General features: G+C 44.5%; 10 protein-coding genes. All 10 read left to right on the top strand.

Annotated elements, in window-relative coordinates; genetic code table 11:
* Positions 1-95 precede the first annotated feature (95 nt).
* Complete coding sequence (locus BLS28_RS18970; protein WP_091171143.1) at positions 96-1,325, top strand: enolase C-terminal domain-like protein; 1,230 nt, start codon at positions 96-98, stop codon at positions 1,323-1,325.
* A 9-nt stretch (positions 1,326-1,334) separates the two neighbouring features.
* On the top strand, positions 1,335-2,099 hold the full coding sequence (locus tag BLS28_RS18965) for an SDR family NAD(P)-dependent oxidoreductase (protein WP_091171140.1): 765 nt from the start codon (positions 1,335-1,337) through the stop codon (positions 2,097-2,099).
* Positions 2,100-2,114: 15 nt separating this feature from the next.
* Positions 2,115-3,413, top strand: a complete 1,299-nt coding sequence (gene fucP, locus BLS28_RS18960) for an L-fucose:H+ symporter permease (RefSeq protein ID WP_091171138.1) — start codon at positions 2,115-2,117, stop codon at positions 3,411-3,413.
* A gap of 401 nt (positions 3,414-3,814) precedes the next feature.
* Positions 3,815-5,803, top strand: coding sequence for an SGNH/GDSL hydrolase family protein (locus tag BLS28_RS18955; RefSeq protein ID WP_091171135.1), 1,989 nt, complete (start codon positions 3,815-3,817; stop codon positions 5,801-5,803).
* Between the two features lie 194 nt (positions 5,804-5,997).
* Entirely contained in the window at positions 5,998-9,315 is a 3,318-nt protein-coding gene (locus tag BLS28_RS18950) for a SusC/RagA family TonB-linked outer membrane protein (protein ID WP_091171132.1), read from the top strand.
* Between the two features lie 26 nt (positions 9,316-9,341).
* Positions 9,342-11,252 (top strand): RagB/SusD family nutrient uptake outer membrane protein, encoded by a 1,911-nt coding sequence (locus BLS28_RS18945; RefSeq protein WP_091171129.1) that lies wholly within the window; start codon positions 9,342-9,344, stop codon positions 11,250-11,252.
* Between the two features lie 47 nt (positions 11,253-11,299).
* On the top strand, positions 11,300-12,538 hold the full coding sequence (locus BLS28_RS18940; RefSeq protein ID WP_091171126.1) for a DUF5000 domain-containing lipoprotein: 1,239 nt from the start codon (positions 11,300-11,302) through the stop codon (positions 12,536-12,538).
* 27 nt (positions 12,539-12,565) lie between these two features.
* Positions 12,566-13,795 carry a DUF4998 domain-containing protein gene (locus BLS28_RS18935; protein WP_091171098.1) on the top strand — a complete coding sequence of 410 codons (1,230 nt, stop codon included), beginning with the start codon at positions 12,566-12,568 and terminating at the stop codon, positions 13,793-13,795.
* Positions 13,796-13,890: 95 nt separating this feature from the next.
* A complete protein-coding gene (locus BLS28_RS18930; RefSeq protein WP_091171095.1) occupies positions 13,891-15,198 on the top strand; it encodes an alpha-L-fucosidase in 1,308 nt (435 codons plus the stop codon).
* 31 nt (positions 15,199-15,229) lie between these two features.
* Positions 15,230-17,569, top strand: a complete 2,340-nt coding sequence (locus BLS28_RS18925) for a glycoside hydrolase family 95 protein (protein WP_091171578.1) — start codon at positions 15,230-15,232, stop codon at positions 17,567-17,569.
* The last annotated feature ends 90 nt before the right edge of the window (positions 17,570-17,659 follow it).

The raw sequence follows: 17,659 nt of genomic DNA, 5'->3' as shown, positions 1-17,659 counted from the left end.
ATAATAAACCGATTTATAAACACAAGGAACAAAATTTCATTAGGGCTTTTCGACATAGAACGGCCTGAAACTATTTGCAAAATATATTTACCTACATGTATATCAATAAAATTGAAGTTACCGACAAGCGTTTTAATTTAGGCAATGGCGCCGGCTCTGATGCAGTAAACGATTCAACCCAGTATGCTTATGCCATTTGCGAACTGCATACCGATAGTAGCGTAAAAGGCATTGGCCTGGCCTTTACCCTTGGTGCCGGTAATGACCTGGTATGCAAAGCCATCCAATACCTTTCCGAAACATTACAGGGGCGAGAAATTGAGGAACTTATGGCCGATTTTGGTTCGGTTTACCGTTCGATACTGGATTCGCCCACCTACCGCTGGCTGGGTCCGCACAAAGGCGTTATGCAATTAGCCCTTGCAGCTATAGTAAATGCATGCTTCGATCTTTGGGCCAAGAGTCGCCAGGTACCGCTCTGGAAACTTTTGCTTGATTTAAGCCCGAAAGAACTGGTGGCAACGCTCGACCTCAACTACCTTGAAGATGTATTGACTGTTGAAGAAGCAGAAAATATTTTAAAGGGCAATTTTACAGGCCGCACATTACGCAACGGCGTTTTGCAAACAGGTTATAAGGCGTATGATACATCAGTGGGCTGGTTTAATTATTCGGATGAGAAGATCAAAGAGAACGTAGCACGCGCCATTGACCGGGGATTTACCGCCATGAAGTTAAAAGTTGGCTCAGATGATCCGCAACGTGATATCCGCAGGGCAAAGCTGGTTAGGGCCGAAGCCGGCAACAAAACAACCATTATGCTTGATGCCAACCAAAAATGGAACCTGCCTCAGGCTATTTCTATTTGTAAAGAATTGAGCAGCATAAACCCTTACTGGATAGAGGAACCCACGCACCCTGATGATGTTTTGGCGCATCAAACATTAGCTAAAGATATTGCGCCCCTTAAAATCGCTGCGGGCGAGCATATCCCTAATAAAATCATATTTAAAAACTTTTTTCAGGCCGGCGCCATAGATTTTTGCCAGGTTGATTGCGTGCGTGTTGGCGGTGTATCCGAGTTTTTGACGATAAGCCTGCTGGCAAAAAAATTCAACATACCGGTAGTTCCGCACGTTGGCGACATGGGGCAGATCCATCAACACTTAGTGCTGTTCAACCATGTGGCTATTGGACACGAAAACTTATTTTTGGAACATATACCGCATTTGGCCAAGTATTTTAAAAATCCGGCCAATATTAGCGGGGGCTATTACGCCGTACCTGCCGAAGCAGGCAACAGCAGCGACCTTGTAACCAGCTAAAAACCAAAGATGAACCAATTATTAAACAAAGTAATATTTATTACCGGAGGGGCATCGGGCATTGGTTTGGCCTGTGCCGAAGCTTATATCCGTGAGGGAGCAACCGTTTTTATAATGGATGTAAATGAGCGCGCCCTGTATAAAACCCTCGACCGTTTTGGTGGCAACCATGAAGGTATTCCTGGTGATGTATCAAAGGCGGCTGATGTAAAGGCTGCTTTCGATGCCATACGGAAACACTACGGCAGGCTTGATGCTATTCATAACAATGCCGCTATAGCCCATCCCTCAAAACCGGTTGATGAAACCGAAGAAGACGAATGGGACGCACTTATGAGCATTAACCTCAAAAGCCTGTTCTGGACAACCAAATATGGTATTGATCTGCTCAAAGTTTCAAAAGGCTGCATTTTAAACACCAGCAGTATGGCCGGGGATATAGGTCAAAGCCTGCATGCTGCTTATACAGCAGCTAAAGGCGGCACCAATGCCCTAACCAAATCAATGGCGCTTGATTATGCACAATATGGTATCAGGGTAAATGCTGTTTCGCCTGCCGGCGTATGGACACCATTGCTTAAACAATGGGCTGCCGAACAACCCGATCCAGGATCGATAGAAAAATACTTAAACGATATCCATGCATTAGGTTACTGCCCTGAGGGCGATGTAGTAGCAGATGCCGCAGTTTTCCTGCTTTCGGACGCGGCCCGGTTTGTAACCGGCTGCATTATGCCCGTAAGCGGTGGCGCCGAACTTGGATACAGACGATAAAACAAGATATTAACCATGAACAAAATCAATGGTAATGCATCAAAATATCTGGCTCCGCTGTTGATAGTAATGAGCCTGATGTTTTTCTGGAACCTGAGCCGCAATATCAATGATGTGCTTATTCCACACCTCAAGCGTGCCTGCCAGCTAACCGACCTGCAATCGTCACTAATCCAGTCGGCATTTTTTGGGGCTTATTTTTTGATGGCCTTGCCTGCAGGGCGTTTCATTGAAAACATGGGTTACAGGGCCGGGATGCTTACCGGGCTTATATTAGCTGCTATTGGAGCTGCCATATTTTATCCGGCAGCAACCACCAGGTATTATCCTGTGTTCCTGCTGGCATTGTTTACCATGGCATCGGGTTTTGCCATACTGGAGGTTACGGCTACTCCCTATATTTCAAAACTTGGCGATCCGGATCATGCGTCGAGCCGGCTAAGCTTAGCTGCGGCCGTTGGTTCAATGGGCGCCACTATAGGGCCATTCATCGGTTCTAAATTTTTATTGCACGAAAAGGATATCCCTGCAAAGCTTATCCAATCCTTTAGCCCCGAACAACTAAAGGCGTTTTTAAACAACGAGGCGCATTTGGTTATCCCACCCTATCTGACACTGGCTGCGCTATTTATTGCCCTTTGCGTGGTACTTTATTTTTTGAAATTGCCGGTTATCCATGAGGGTAACAACCGTCAAAAACTATCGGGAGTATTTAAATTCAGGCATACTATGCTGGGCGTATTAGCAGTTTTTGCCTATTTGGGTGCCGAAGTTGGCGTGGTGAGTTTTATCATTCGCTATACAAAATCATTGAATATTACTGGTATTACCGAGCAAAAATCGGCCCTGTTTATTACACTTTACATGGCGCTGGTTTTAACCGGGCGCTTGCTGGGTGCGTTTTTGCTTAAGCAGGTTAAACCCAATAAAGTGCTTACCCTATGCAGTATCGGAGCATTTACGCTGATATTGATATCGGTACTTACCGGCGGTTACTTATCCATAATTTCACTGTCAATAGTAGGACTGTTTACCTCGGTGATGTATCCTATCATTTTTACGCTTAGCATCAAAAGCATAGGGGACTATACCAAGGTAGCTTCATCACTGCTCATCATGGGAGTTGTAGGCGGAGCCATTATTCCGCCAATAATGGGCTTGATATCAGATCATTCAGGCATTAAGATGGCATTCATTGCACCACTGGTTTGCTATGTGTACGTACTATATTACGGAATTAAAGGCTATATGGTAAAAAACAAAACTTATTCGAATGAATCCGAAGAACCACAGTTGACAGCAATAGGACACTAACCTACTTATTAAGCTTACGAAGTTTTAAATACCTCGCAAGTTTCTGAGCGTTCGCTGCACCTGATGCTGCCGTGAACCATCAACAATGAACCATTAACTAAAAGTAGCCAATACCATATTGCGCAACTTTTTGCGTTTCAATATTATTTTGTTGTGAAAACTACACTTAATACAACTAAATTGTTTCAGTAAGTCATTTTTTACTCAAAATCAAAAAACCGATGTCAAAATAGTATCGAAACAAATCAATTTAAGTACAATTTATTGCCAATACCCTCCATATTTTTACCCTTGATTATAAACGCCAGCTACTAAAAGTTTACAAAACATTTTTTAATCAAAAACCAGAATCCAAAAAAAGGACGAAGTTTTTGAAGTGGAATTTTTATATCCAAAATTGAATGATTAAAACTTTACTAATTACGCTATTATTTGGGTTCACGGCCGGTATTGCCTCAGCACAAGATCATGAAAATGTAAGTGCGGGCAATACCCACGCCGTATATACTATTCAAAATGCACCTAACGATACCTGGAAGGGATTTGAACGTGTTAATATTACCATAGGCCCCCACAAAGCTTATTATGTAAAACCTAAAAAGGCGCTCGAAGGTAATCCATGGGTTTGGCGGGCTTCATTTCCGGATTGGCATACCGATATTGATAGTATCCTGTTAGCCAAAGGCTTTCATGTAGCTTTCGTAAATGTTGATGATCAATATGGCAGCCCCTATGCATTGCAGGTTTGGGATGCTTTTTATCAGTATTTAACAGCTAAACAAGCTTTCGCTGCCAAAGTTGCCCTTGAAGGCGTTAGTCGTGGCGGTTTATATGTATATGGCTGGGCCAAACGCAATCCTGATAAAATTAGTTGCATTTATAATGAAGCCCCTGTTTGCAATATTGAAAGCTGGCCGGGAGGTAAACTAAGTGCCCCGGGCGATGCCGCTCTGTGGAAACAGCTGCAACAGGTGTATCACTTTACCGAACAACAAGCGCTTGATTACAAAGACAATCCTATTGATAACCTTGACGGCCTTGCTGCTTTTAAGGTACCGGTTATGCATATCATAGGTATCAATGATAAACTGGTACCCAATGCCGAAAACACCAACATCCTTGCTCAACGTTATACCGCATTAGGCGGGCCGATGATGATATATCCGGTAACTGCCGGTCCGCAGGAATTGAACGGGCACCACTTCCCTATCGAAAATCCCGGGCACTGGGCTGATATGATCATAAGCTACTGCTATCCTGTAAAAAAAGTGCTGCCATATACCGATTACTTTATAACCCGTAACGGCTTGGCCAACAGTCTTAGTGTATTCAGTGCAGGCAAGAAAGCTACAGTAGCTTTTTTAGGCGGATCAATTACTTATAACCCCGGCTGGCGCGAAAAGATAAGCCGTTACCTTACCGAACGTTTTCCCGCAACCAGTTTTCATCTTATACAGGCCGGCATACCCTCGTTAGGTAGTGTACCGCATGCATTCCGTTTACAGCGGGATGTGCTTGATTCGGGCAAGGTTGATTTGATGTTTGTTGAAGCCGCGGTAAACGATAACGTGAACGGACTGGACAGCCTTACCGAGGTACAGGCCCTCGAAGGAATTGTAAGGCATGCAAAAAAAGCCAATCCGCTGATTGACATCGTCATGATGTCATTTGTTGATCCGGATAAGATCAAAGATTACAACAATGGCAAAATCCCGATGCAAATCAAAAATCACGAATTAATTGCAGAACATTATGGCTTGCCATCCATTAACCTGGCCAAAGAGGTTACGGATAAACTTAATAACCATGAGTTTTCATGGCAATATGATTTTAAAGACTTGCACCCAGCGATTTACGGACAGGAACTTTACTTCGCCACCATAAAAAGCCTGCTCAATTCATGTTTTAACAAACAGCCGGCTGCTGCTACTAAAGCAAATCCCTTGCCCAAACCGCTTAACGCGCTTAACCTCAATAATGGCCGCTATTACAGTATTCAAAACGCAAAAAATTTGAACGGATGGGCCTTTAATCCCGATTGGGCACCCAACAATAACCTGAGCACCCGCGAAGGTTTTGTACACAAACCAATGCTTATTGCCACAAAACCGGGCTCATCATTAACATTGCCATTTACCGGCACCGCTATAGGCATGGCCATTGTATCCGGGCCTGATGCAGGAATCATCAGCTACAATATCGATGGTGGCATTGAAAAAAAGATGGACCTGTACACAGAGTTCAGCTCATGGATTTATCTGCCCTGGTATGTAACCTTTAGTACCGACCTCAAAAAAGGCCCGCATACGCTCAGCCTGAAAATTGAAACCGATAGCAACAAAAACAGCAAGGGGAACACGTGCCAGGTACTCTATTTTTTAACCAATTGATTTTTTTAAAAAACAGCAATACGCTGTAAACGCAGCTCAAAACTTTTAATTGTCAACTTAACATATTTTAAAAATGATCAATCCTTTTACCATTGGAAAAACCTTTTACCATTTGCGCATTTAAACGGTGCCTGAAACCAATAAACCCATCAACCAAATCTCAAAAATAAAGAACCATTATCAAACCATTTTTTATGAAAGAATTTTACCAACGGATCAAAAACCGGCGGGAGCCTAGACAGTTTCACAGGCCTGCACCGGGTTTTTATTGCTTTGTATTATTACTACTGAGTTTTATCTGCTCAGCGCAATTTACACACGCGCAAAGTAAGGTAACCATTACCGGCCTCGTGACCGACACACTGGGCGGCAAAATTGCAGGTGCCAATATTGTGGCTGTCAACCGCAAAAACCTGGGCACTACTACCGACGTTAACGGCAAGTTTGTGATAGATGCCGAGCCCGGTACTATCCTTAAAGTATCGTACGTAACTTTTATTGATCAAACCTTCACCGTTTCGACCGGTAAGCTGGTAGTAAATATTGTGCTTAAAGAATCCAAACGCGGCCTCGATGAGGTTGTGGTATTGGCCTACGGCAAAAAAGAACGAAAAGAAGCCGTAGTAGGTTCGGTAACCACCGTTAAACCCGCCGACCTGAAAATACCCGCCAGTAACTTAACCAATGCACTTGCCGGACAGGTTGCAGGTATCATCGCCTTTCAGCCAAGCGGCCAGCCAGGGCAGGATAATTCCAGTTTCTTTATCCGCGGTGTAACCACTTTTGGTTACAAAAAAGATCCGCTTATTTTGATAGATAACGTTGAACTTTCCACAACCGACCTTGCCCGCCTGCAGGTTGATGATATCGCCAGCTTTTCGATACTGAAAGACGCAAGTGCTACTGCACTTTACGGTGCGCGTGGTGCCAACGGTGTAATTTTAGTAAGCACCAAAGAAGGTAAAATTGGCAAAGCCAAGATCAATGTACGTGTGGAAAACTCCATATCGCAATCGGCCAAAACGCTGCAGCTGGCCGATCCTATCACTTATATGAAGCTGTTTAACGAAGCTACCATAACCCGCGATCCGTTAAGCCCGCTCCCCTTCTCTCAAAATAAAATATTAAATACCGAAGCAACGCTCAGTAATGCACCCGGTAGCAATAAATATGTTTACCCTGCCGTGGACTGGCTGGATATGCTTTTCAAAAAACGCACAGCTACGCAGCGTGCAGATATGAGCGTAAGCGGTGGCGGCGACGTAGCCCGCTACTATGTGTCAGGCTCATACAATGTTGACCATGGCATTTTGAGGCAGGATATTGCCAACAATAACAACAACAACGTAAAGTTTGAAAACTACCAGCTGCGGTCAAACGTTAATATCAACTTAAGTAAAAGCACCGAGCTTATTGTAAGGCTTGCCGGTTCATTCAATGAGTATAATGGCCCTCTTACTGCCGATGCTTCATTCTCGACCGACCTTTATAACGTTGCCGTACACACCAGCCCGGTATTGTTCCCTGCTTACTTCCCCGCAGATTCGGCCAACCGCGATGTTAAGCACATCCTGTTCGGTAACGCGGCACCAGCAAACGCAGGGTCAACATCAAATGCCATCGCATATAATAACCCATATGCTGCGTTATTGCGTGGCCATAAAAATTATTCAGAATCAAGGTTATCTGCCCAGTTGGAGTTAAATCAGAAACTGGATTTTATAACCGACGGGCTTAACTTTCATGGCTTATTCCATACCAACAGGTATTCATACTTTCAGTCGCAAATGGGTTACTCTCCATTTTACTATAATGTAAATACCTACGATAAAGCCACTAATAAATATACTTTAACCTGGCTTAACCCGCAGCCAACCGGCAATAACGTAGCCACCGAGTACCTAAGCTATTACCGCGACCCAAGCACCGATAACCTAAATACCTACATCTATTTTCAGGGTGTATTGGATTATAATCACGCTTTTGGCAGCCATAACCTGAGCGCATCATTGATAGGTACGCGCCAGCAAACGGTTTATTCGGCAGCTAAAGATCCGGTACTTGACAGGCCAACCCTTCAATACTCGCTGCCTTACCGTAACCTCACCCTTGCAGGCCGCGCTACTTATTCATTTAAAAGCCGTTATTTCCTGGAATTTAACTTTGGTTATAACGGTACCGAGCGCTTTTCGTCAAGTCATAGATATGGTTTCTTCCCTACCATTGGTGGTTCATGGATCGTATCTGACGAAAAATTCTGGGGACAGGGGCTTTATGACGTTATCTCCCGCATGAAGGTGAGGGCCAGCTATGGTTTAGTAGGTAATGATGCCATCGGTTCACAACGTTTCTTCTTCCTTTCGGATGTTAATCTTAACGGCGGCAACCCTGCCTATTTTGGTACCTTTAACGGTTACAGGCGCGAGGGCGTTTACATTAACAACTACGAAAACCCTAACGTAACCTGGGAAACATCGCGCCAGCTAAATCTTGGCCTGGAGTTCACCATGTTTAAAAACCTCAATGTAGTAGCCGAGGTTTACAAATATCACCGTTATAATATTCTTCAAACACGCAGTTCGCTGCCAACAACACTGGGTCTTGAGGCACTTGACCAATATGGAAACCCAAATGTTACTGCCAATATAGGCACGGCCGATACAAAAGGTATCGACCTGCAAATGGATTATAAGGCCGCTATAAACAAAGATGTTTGGCTGCAGGGCCGCGGCAACTTTACCCTGGCCAGCAGTAAATACGGTAACTATGAAGAGCCCCAGTATAAAGAAGCTTACCGTTACCATCAAGGCCAGGAAATAAACAGGCAATACGGCTATATTGCCGAACGCTTATTCGTAGACGATAACGAAGCCAGAAACTCCCCTTCGCAGATTTTTTCAACCAACGGCATTCCTCCGGGTGGTGGCGATATTAAATACCGCGACTTAAACGGCGACGGTAAAATTGACGGCGCCGATCAAACTTTTATTGGTTATCCAACGGTGCCCGAAATTGTATATGGCTACGGCTTATCAGCCGGGATTAAAAACTTTGATATCTCCTGCTTTTTCCAGGGCCAGGCTCGTGTGTCGTTCTTTATCGATCCGAGCCGTACCAGTCCATTCATTCAAAGCCCCGATCCGTACATATATGGCAATACCCAGCTGATCAAAGCATTTGCTGATAGTCACTGGAGCGAAGAAAACCAGGATTTATATGCAACCTATCCAAGGTTAGGTGTAACCGGGAACCAGATCGAAAACAACCGTCAAAACAGTACGTGGTGGATGCGCGATGGTAGTTTCCTCAGACTTAAATCGGTGGAGATAGGTTACTCATTACCGCCATCTATTTTAAAGCGCTTAAATGTAACCAAATGCCGCATCTACTTTAACGGCCTTAACCTGTACACATGGAGCGCCTTTAAACTTTGGGACCCTGAACTTGGCGGTAATGGCTTTGCCTACCCAATACAAAAGGTGTTCAACTTAGGCATAAACGTTAACCTGTAATTTTTTACTGATCAATACTTAGTATTATGAAACAATATTATAAAATTTTATTACTGGTAGGTCTCCTGGTTTCGGGCGCATCATGTAAAAAATATCTTGATGTTACGCCAGATAATACCGGCACCCTTGAGTACGCGTTCAGGAACCGTAATGAGGCCGAAAACTACCTGTTTACCTGCTATGCAACTTTACAGCAGTTTTCAGATCCTACATCAAATATCGGCTTCACCACATCATCGGAGATCATTTATCCAAACAACCTCACCAACCACCCGCTAAATGAAAATGGCTTTAGCCTTATCCGTGGCACGCAAAACAGCGCAAGCCCCGGTGTAAATTGGTGGGATGGAGAAAATGGCGGGCAGGCGTTGTTCCGTTCTATCCGCAGGTGCAACATCATGCTTGAAAACATTGACAAGCCTGTTGATCTTTCACCATCTGAAAAAGCAAGATGGATTGCCGAGGTAAAGTTCCTTAAAGCATATTACCATTATTACCTGTGCCGCTTATACGGCCCTGTACCACTGGTAAAAACCAATATTGATATAACAGCAAGCACCGAAGAGGTTAGGGTAAAACGCTCGCCGGTTGATTCGGTATTTAACTATTGCGTGCAATTACTGGATGAGGCTATTCCAGATTTACCGCCGGTTATCACCAACCAGGCAAAAGAGCTTGGCCGCATTACCCAGCTAACCGCTTTATCAATTAAAGCCGAAATGTTAGCCACTCAGGCCAGTCCCCTTTTCAACGGCAACCCGGACTACGCCAGCATGAAAAACAAAGATGGCCAGCCTTTATTTTCAAGTACTGCCGACCCGCAAAAATGGAAACGTGCCGCCGATGCCTGTAAAGCTGCCATTGATGCCTGCGAAGCCAACGGGCTTAAACTTTACACCTTTGTCGCACCACCTACAGTTGGTTCCCTTTCAGATCAGTTGCGTAACGAGCTAACCATCCAAAACGCGGTTACCGAAAAATGGGATGTAAACCCCGAGCTGATCTGGGCATTAAACCCTACCTTCCCATGCCAGGGCTATGCAACACCAAGGTTAACGCCAAAATCAGCCGTTAATATCTTCTCAAACCCGTCAACATTCGCTGTTCCGATTTCAACGCAGGAGCTTTTTTATACTGCTAACGGCGTACCGTTAACAGAGGATAAAGATTATGATTATGCCAACCGTTTCGCCCTGAAAACAGCAGGCGACGCCGATAAATACTATATAGCTCAAGGATATACAACTATCAATGAGCATTATGGCCGCGAAAGCCGCTTTTATGCTAATATCGCTTTTGATGGCAGCATCTGGTATGGTAACGGCATTTACAACCAGGACCAGGCTTACCATGTTGAAGCACGCGGTTCGGGATCACTGGCAGGCCCTAAAGACCTGAACACCCTTAACATTACCGGTTACTGGCCTAAAAAGCTGGCTAATTATCTTTCAGTTTATGATGATGGTTTTCAGCCTATTGAGTATCACCTGCCGCTAATGAGGCTCGCCGGTTTATATCTGTTATATGCCGAAACCCTGAACGAAGCAAACGGCCCAACTGCCGACGCCTACAACTATATTGATAAAGTAAGGGCAAGAGCAGGTTTAAAAGGGGTGTTGGAGTCATGGTCAACCTATTCAAAAAATCCGGGCAAGCCAACAACTAAAGAAGGACTACGGGATATCATACACCGTGAGCGACGTATCGAACTATGTTTTGAGGCACAAAGCGGATGGGACCTTCGCCGCTGGAAAGAGATTCAGGGCGTATTGAGTGTACCGCTACAGGGCTGGAATATATATGAATCCGAAGCCGGCAACTATTACAGGCTGCATACCGTGTTAACGCCGGTTTTCGGGCTAAAAAACTACTTCTGGCCTATAAAGGATAATGACCTGATCGTTAACAACAACCTGGTACAAACTACCTATTGGTAAGTGTCTCCATCAAATAAAAATGAATTAATTCAACATAGATAAGAATTATGAAACGCATTAAAAATTATTCGGTAACGGCACTGGTGCTTGCAGCAGCGTTGTTTATGGCGTGCTTAAATTCATGCAAAAAAAACGACGGGTACGTTAAAGAGGTTTCGACCGATATGAGCAAGCCTGCCGCAGTGACCAATGTTAAAGTTAAAAACTTTAACGGCGGTGCTTATATTACCTACGATTTGCCAAACTCAGATAACCTGCTATACGTGCAGGCCGAGTACCGCATCAATGATAAAACTACACGCCAAACAAAATCGAGCTATTACTCAGATACCGTTACGGTTGATGGTTTTGCCAAAAGCCAGGAATACGAGGTAACTCTTTACTCGGTGAGCCGGGCTAACGTAAAGTCAGATCCGCTTGTCGTTAAAGTACACCCTGATACGCCTTTTTACAAGCTCATCAAACCAACATTAACTATCACATCTGATTTTGGCGGCGTAAACATCAAGGCGATGAACCCTAATCAAAAAGATATAGGTGTAATTTTATTGGCCTTTGATAAATCAACGCAGGCACTGGAAGTTGTAGATCAGCATTATACCAAGGTCGATACCATTAATTACTCTATAAGAGGGTATCCGGCGGTATCCCAAAAATTCGGTGTATATGTAACGGATAAGTTTGGCAATATCTCTGATACTACCGTTGTAAATATCACACCCATATTTGAAACACTGCTGGATAAGAGCAAATTCTCAGTATATAAAACCCCTACCGACAGTCCGACCGCATACGGCTGGGAAGTACCATATCTTTGGGATAACAAAACCGACGGCTACTCAAACGGCTGGCACACTGCTCCGGGAGCACCCGCACCCATACAGGTTACCTTTAGCCTGGGTGTATCAGCACAATTAAGCCGCTTTGTATTATGGGAAAGGCCAAATCAGTATGCCTACGCGCATGGTAACCCTAAAGATTTCAGCATTTGGGGATCAAACATTAACGCACCACAGGATGTAAGATTGCCAGACTATGCCCCTGTTGGAACCGTAATTGGCGATTGGATTAATATCGGTAACTACCATTATCCAAACCCGCCGTCGGGCCTTACACCCGGCTTCACCAATGCTGCCGATGCCGACTTTGTTGCGGCAGGGGTTAACTTTAATATCCCTCCGGGTTCAACGCCTATTAAATACTTCCGCTTTATGGTGCATGACACGTGGTCAAACGGTGACTTTGCACACATGATGGAGCTTTCAATTTATGGTAACCCACAATAGGTATTAACTCATTTAGATTAAACGAACATGAAAAATATTGTCAGAATAGCTGCTTTCTATTTGCTTGGATACCTGTTGTATGGTTGCAGCAAGCAAGACACACAGTTTGAATCATACTTAAACGGTCATGAAGTTAAGTATCCGGGTACAGTTGCCAACGCACACTCGCGCCCCGGAAACCTGCGCGCAGCCCTTACCTGGAACCCAAGCTCCGATCCCAGCATAACCCGTTACGTAATATACTGGAACAACAAGGCTGATTCCATCATTTACAATTCCACCAACCACAATACGTCGGATAGTTTAACGGTTGTTATACCAAACCTGAACGAATACATTTATTCGTTCACTGTTTTCTCGTACGATGCCAAAGGCAACCGCTCTATTCCGCTTGATATCAACAATGTAAGAGTTTATGGGCCTATTTATCAATCGGGCTTATCAAACAGGGGGTATAATGTTACCAATCCATATGGAATTAGTGCCGATGGAAAGCTCACACTTAATTTCTTAAAGGTTGATACCAGTGCTCATAATGTGTTCACAAACATAAAATACACTAACAAAGCCGGGAAAGAAAGTTTCGGAAAACTTAGTGCTGATAGCATGTCGGTTACCCTTGCAGACTATAAGGCGGATACGAAGATCCAGTTCCTGTCAGCCTTTAAACCAACGGTAAATGCTCTTGACACCTTTTATGTAGCTAACTATGAGGATTTCCCAACCATTAATTCTGTTGCTGTTTGCGATAAAAAACTCTTCAAAAAAGTTTATTTAGCCAATGATGCCAAGCCTTATGAAGGAGATACTGATATCGACAGACTTTGGGATGGCAGTACAGGCCCGCAGGGTTTCCCTAACATTTTCCATAGCGATGGCAATGGTCCGCTGCCTGTAGTTATCACTTTTGATATGGGCGCACTGTACAAAGGCCTGGTAGCTATTGAAGAAACCGGCCGTAACTGCTGCCACAACCCCGATAATTTTGAAGTATGGGGCATTGCGGATATTACCAACGCTGCTACTACCCTGAAAGCTAATGATGCTGGCTGGACTGCCGAATCTATTTCCAAAGGCTGGAAACTGCTTAAAGAGATCAAAAGAACCGACGACGGCAGCGCGCCATTAAAGGTAAACTTCGATCCTAATCCTCCGGCGGTACGTTACATCCGCATCAGGATCAAACACAACTCAAACAACGAGGGTAACTACACCAATATGAGCGAGCTTACCTTCTGGAATAACGCACTACTTTAATAACACCCCAATGACCGGGCTGACTTGCGGCCTGGTCATATTTTACAAAGTATAAAGACCAAGACCTCTATAATGTTCACCCCAAAAATTCCGCAATGAAAAAACCGGCAATTATTCTCCTTTACCTGTTTTCTGTAATCAAACTCAGCTTTGCTCAGCAAACTGCATCTGTAAAAACGCCCAAAGCGGTTTTGGATGACTTCATGACCAAACGCTTCGGCATGTTTGTACACTTTGGACCGGTAACCTTACGCGGTACCGAAATTGGCTGGAGCCGCAACAAAGAAGTAGCGCAGGGTGATTATGATAACCTGTACAAGGAGTTTAACCCGGTTTTATTTAATGCCGATGCCATTGTAAAAGCTGCCAAAGATGCAGGCATGAAATACCTGGTAATCACTGCTAAACACCATGATGGCTTTGCCTTATGGCCATCGGCATTTACCGACTATAACATCAGCAAAACGCCATATAAACGCGATATGGTAGCCGAACTTGCCGCAGCCTGCAAAAAGCAGGGCATGCTTTTTTGTATCTATCATACTGTGCTCGACTGGCACGACCCTAACTATCCTATCCCAAACCCTTACGATTCGACAAAGAACGTTAAGGGCGATATGGTAGCTTTTAAAACGCAAATGAAGAATGAGTTGAAAGAACTCATCACCAAATATCATCCCTACCTGCTTTGGTTTGATGGTTACTGGGAAAAACCCTGGACCAACGCCGACGGACAGGAAATTTACAAATTCATCAAAGGTATTGACCCAAACGTTATTGTGAACAACCGCTTAGGCAAAGAAAGTGAAAAGCTGAACGATCAATCGGTAGGTGATTATCTTACCCCCGAGCAGCACATCGGTCAGCTTAATATGAATGAGCCCTGGGAAAGCTGCATTACCATCTGCCAGCAATGGGCATGGAAACCTAATGATAAAATGAAAACAGTGCAGGAATGTATCCAAACTCTGGTGAAAACTGCCGCCGGTAATGGGAACCTGTTGTTTAACGTTGGGCCAATGCCCGATGGCCGCATTGAAGCACGACAGGTTGAAACCCTGCAGCAAATGGGCTTATGGTTAAAAAAATACGGTGAAAGCATTTATGGCACCAAAGGCGGGCCCATTGCCCCTAATGATAACTATGCTGTTACACGCAAGGGAAACAAGATCTATTTGCACATATTTCAGAAAAAAGGTGATAAAATTGTGCTGCCTAACCTGCCGGGTGTTAACATAACCAATGCCTACGTGCTGGGCGGGACCAAAGTAAATTATAAACCGGATGCCACAGGCTATATCATTGACCTGCCGCAAACCTTACCCGATGCTAACAGCAATGTGATTGTGTTGGAATTGAATAAAAACGCCGAAGAAATCCCTGTAATTGCCGCAGGTAAATAAAATAAAAACAGAAAACCTAATTAACATAAACATGCTAAAAAGAACGCCCCTGCTAATAACTGTAATAATAACAGGTATTACAACGTTTACTCACGCACAAACAAAACAATTAAAACTTTGGTATAAACAGCCTGCACAGCGCTGGGAAGAAACCGTTGCACTTGGCAATGGAAGGTTAGGAATGATGCCCGATGGCAATGTTACTGCCGAAAAAGTAGTGTTGAATGATATCACCATGTGGTCAGGATCGTCGCAGGATGCCAATAACTACGAAGCTTATAAAAAACTGCCCGAAATAAGAAGCTTGCTTGCCGCCGGAAAAAATGTGGAAGCGCAAGCCATTATCGATAAATCATTTGTATGCACGGGTAAAGGATCGGGCGGAGTGCCTTTCGGTTGCTTCCAGATGCTGGGCGACTTGAACCTGAACTACCAATACAATGGCATTGAGGGCAATGACGTAAAATACGAAAACTATGAACGTGAGCTTTCATTAAACAACGCGCTGGCCAAAACCACTTACCAGGTAAAAGGCGTTACTTACAAACGTGAGTACTTTACCAGTTTTGGCGATGATGTAGACGTGATTAAACTAAGCGCTGATAAACCGGGAATGCTTAACCTGAACATTAATATCAGTCGCCCGGAACGTGGGGCTACCAGTACAGCAGGTAACGAGCTTGATCTTACCGGTCAGTTGGATAATGGTACCGACGGCAAAGGCGTAGCTTACAAAGCAAGGGTAAAGGCGCAACTAACCGGCGGTTCATTAAGCAGCACCCCTACTTCGCTGGTTATTAAAGACGCAACCGAGGTGATCATTTATATATCGGCGGGTACAGATTTTAAGAATCCGCAATATCTCAGCAAAATGGACGGCGCACTAAAGACCGCTATGAAAAAGCCTTATGCTTTGGAAAAACAGCAGCATATCGCCAACTTCCAGAAACTCTTTAACCGCGTAAAAGTTGATCTTGGCGCTTCAGAAGCAGATAAACTAACCACCGATCAAAGGCTTCTCGCTTTCCATACTAATCCAGATGCGGATAAAGGGCTTCCTGTTTTATTCTACCAGTTTGGCCGCTACCTCAGCATCTGCAGCACCCGTGTAGGCCTGTTGCCACCCAACCTGCAAGGTTTATGGGCTAACGAAGTGCACACCCCGTGGAACGGCGATTATCACCTGGATATTAACATTGAAATGAACCAATGGCCGGTTGAAGTTTCTAACCTGTCAGAACTTAACCTGCCCCTTGCCGACCTGGTTAAAGGCATGGTACCACATGGCGAAAAAACAGCTAAAGCCTACTATAACGCCGATGGTTGGGTAGCCCACGTAATTACTAACCCCTGGGGCTTTACCGAGCCTGGCGAAAGCGCATCATGGGGCATTTGTAAGGTAGGTTCGGGCTGGCTTTGCGATAACCTGTGGCAACATTATGATTTTACAGGCGATAAAAATTACCTGAAACAAATTTATCCGATACTGAAAGGTGCCGCCCAATTTTACAACAGTATGCTGATCAGTGATGCCAAAACAGGTTGGTTGGTCACCTCACCTTCATCATCGCCCGAAAACAGTTTTTATCTGCCCGATGGCACACATGCCAGCATCTGCGTAGGTCCAACTATCGATAACCAGATCATCCGCCAGTTGTTCAACAATGTGATCACCGCAAGTAAAGTGCTGGGTAAGGACGAGGCATTCAGCAAAACACTGGCTGCTAAAGTGAAAAAGCTCCCGCCCCCGGGTGTTATATCTAAGGATGGGCGCATCCAGGAATGGCTGGAGGATTATAAAGAAACCGAACCGCAACACCGCCACGTATCCCACTTGTATGGTTTATTCCCTGCATCTGAAATAACTCCGGAAGCTACTCCCGCCCTTGCCGAAGCCGCTAAGAAAACATTGGAAGTACGTGGCGACGACGGCCCAAGCTGGTCTATCGCTTACAAAATACTATGGTGGGCACGTTTGCATGACGGAAACCGCACTTACAAACTATTTAAAGAGTTGATGAAGCCAACCATCAAAACCGATATTAACTACGGTGCAGGCGGCGGCGTATACCCTAACTTGTTATCCGCAGGCCCTCCGTTTCAGATCGACGGTAACTTTGGAGCAACAGCAGGTATTGCTGAAATGCTGATCCAGAGCCATGCAGGGTTTATTGATTTTATTCCTTCTATCCCTGATGCATGGAAAGCACAGGGCGAGGTTAAAGGCCTTAAAGCCCGCGGCAATTTTACCGTCGATATGAAATGGAAAGATGGTAAAATAACCTCTTACAAAGTAACCTCACCCACTCCGCGCACAGTTAAAGTAAAAATTAACGGACAGATCAAGAGCATAATGGCCGTTAAAGCTTAATAAGCTCTTACAAACAAATAAGGCATCCTAAAAGGACGCCTTATTTACAACAAGTTTTTCTTTATTAAATCCACACGGTGTAACGAATCC

Origin of the sequence: Mucilaginibacter gossypii (assembly GCF_900100945.1) — a bacterium.
Classification (GTDB): Bacteria; Bacteroidota; Bacteroidia; order Sphingobacteriales; family Sphingobacteriaceae; genus Mucilaginibacter; species Mucilaginibacter gossypii.
Note: the sequence above shows the minus strand (reverse complement) of the source record. Positions and strands in the feature narration are given on the sequence as shown.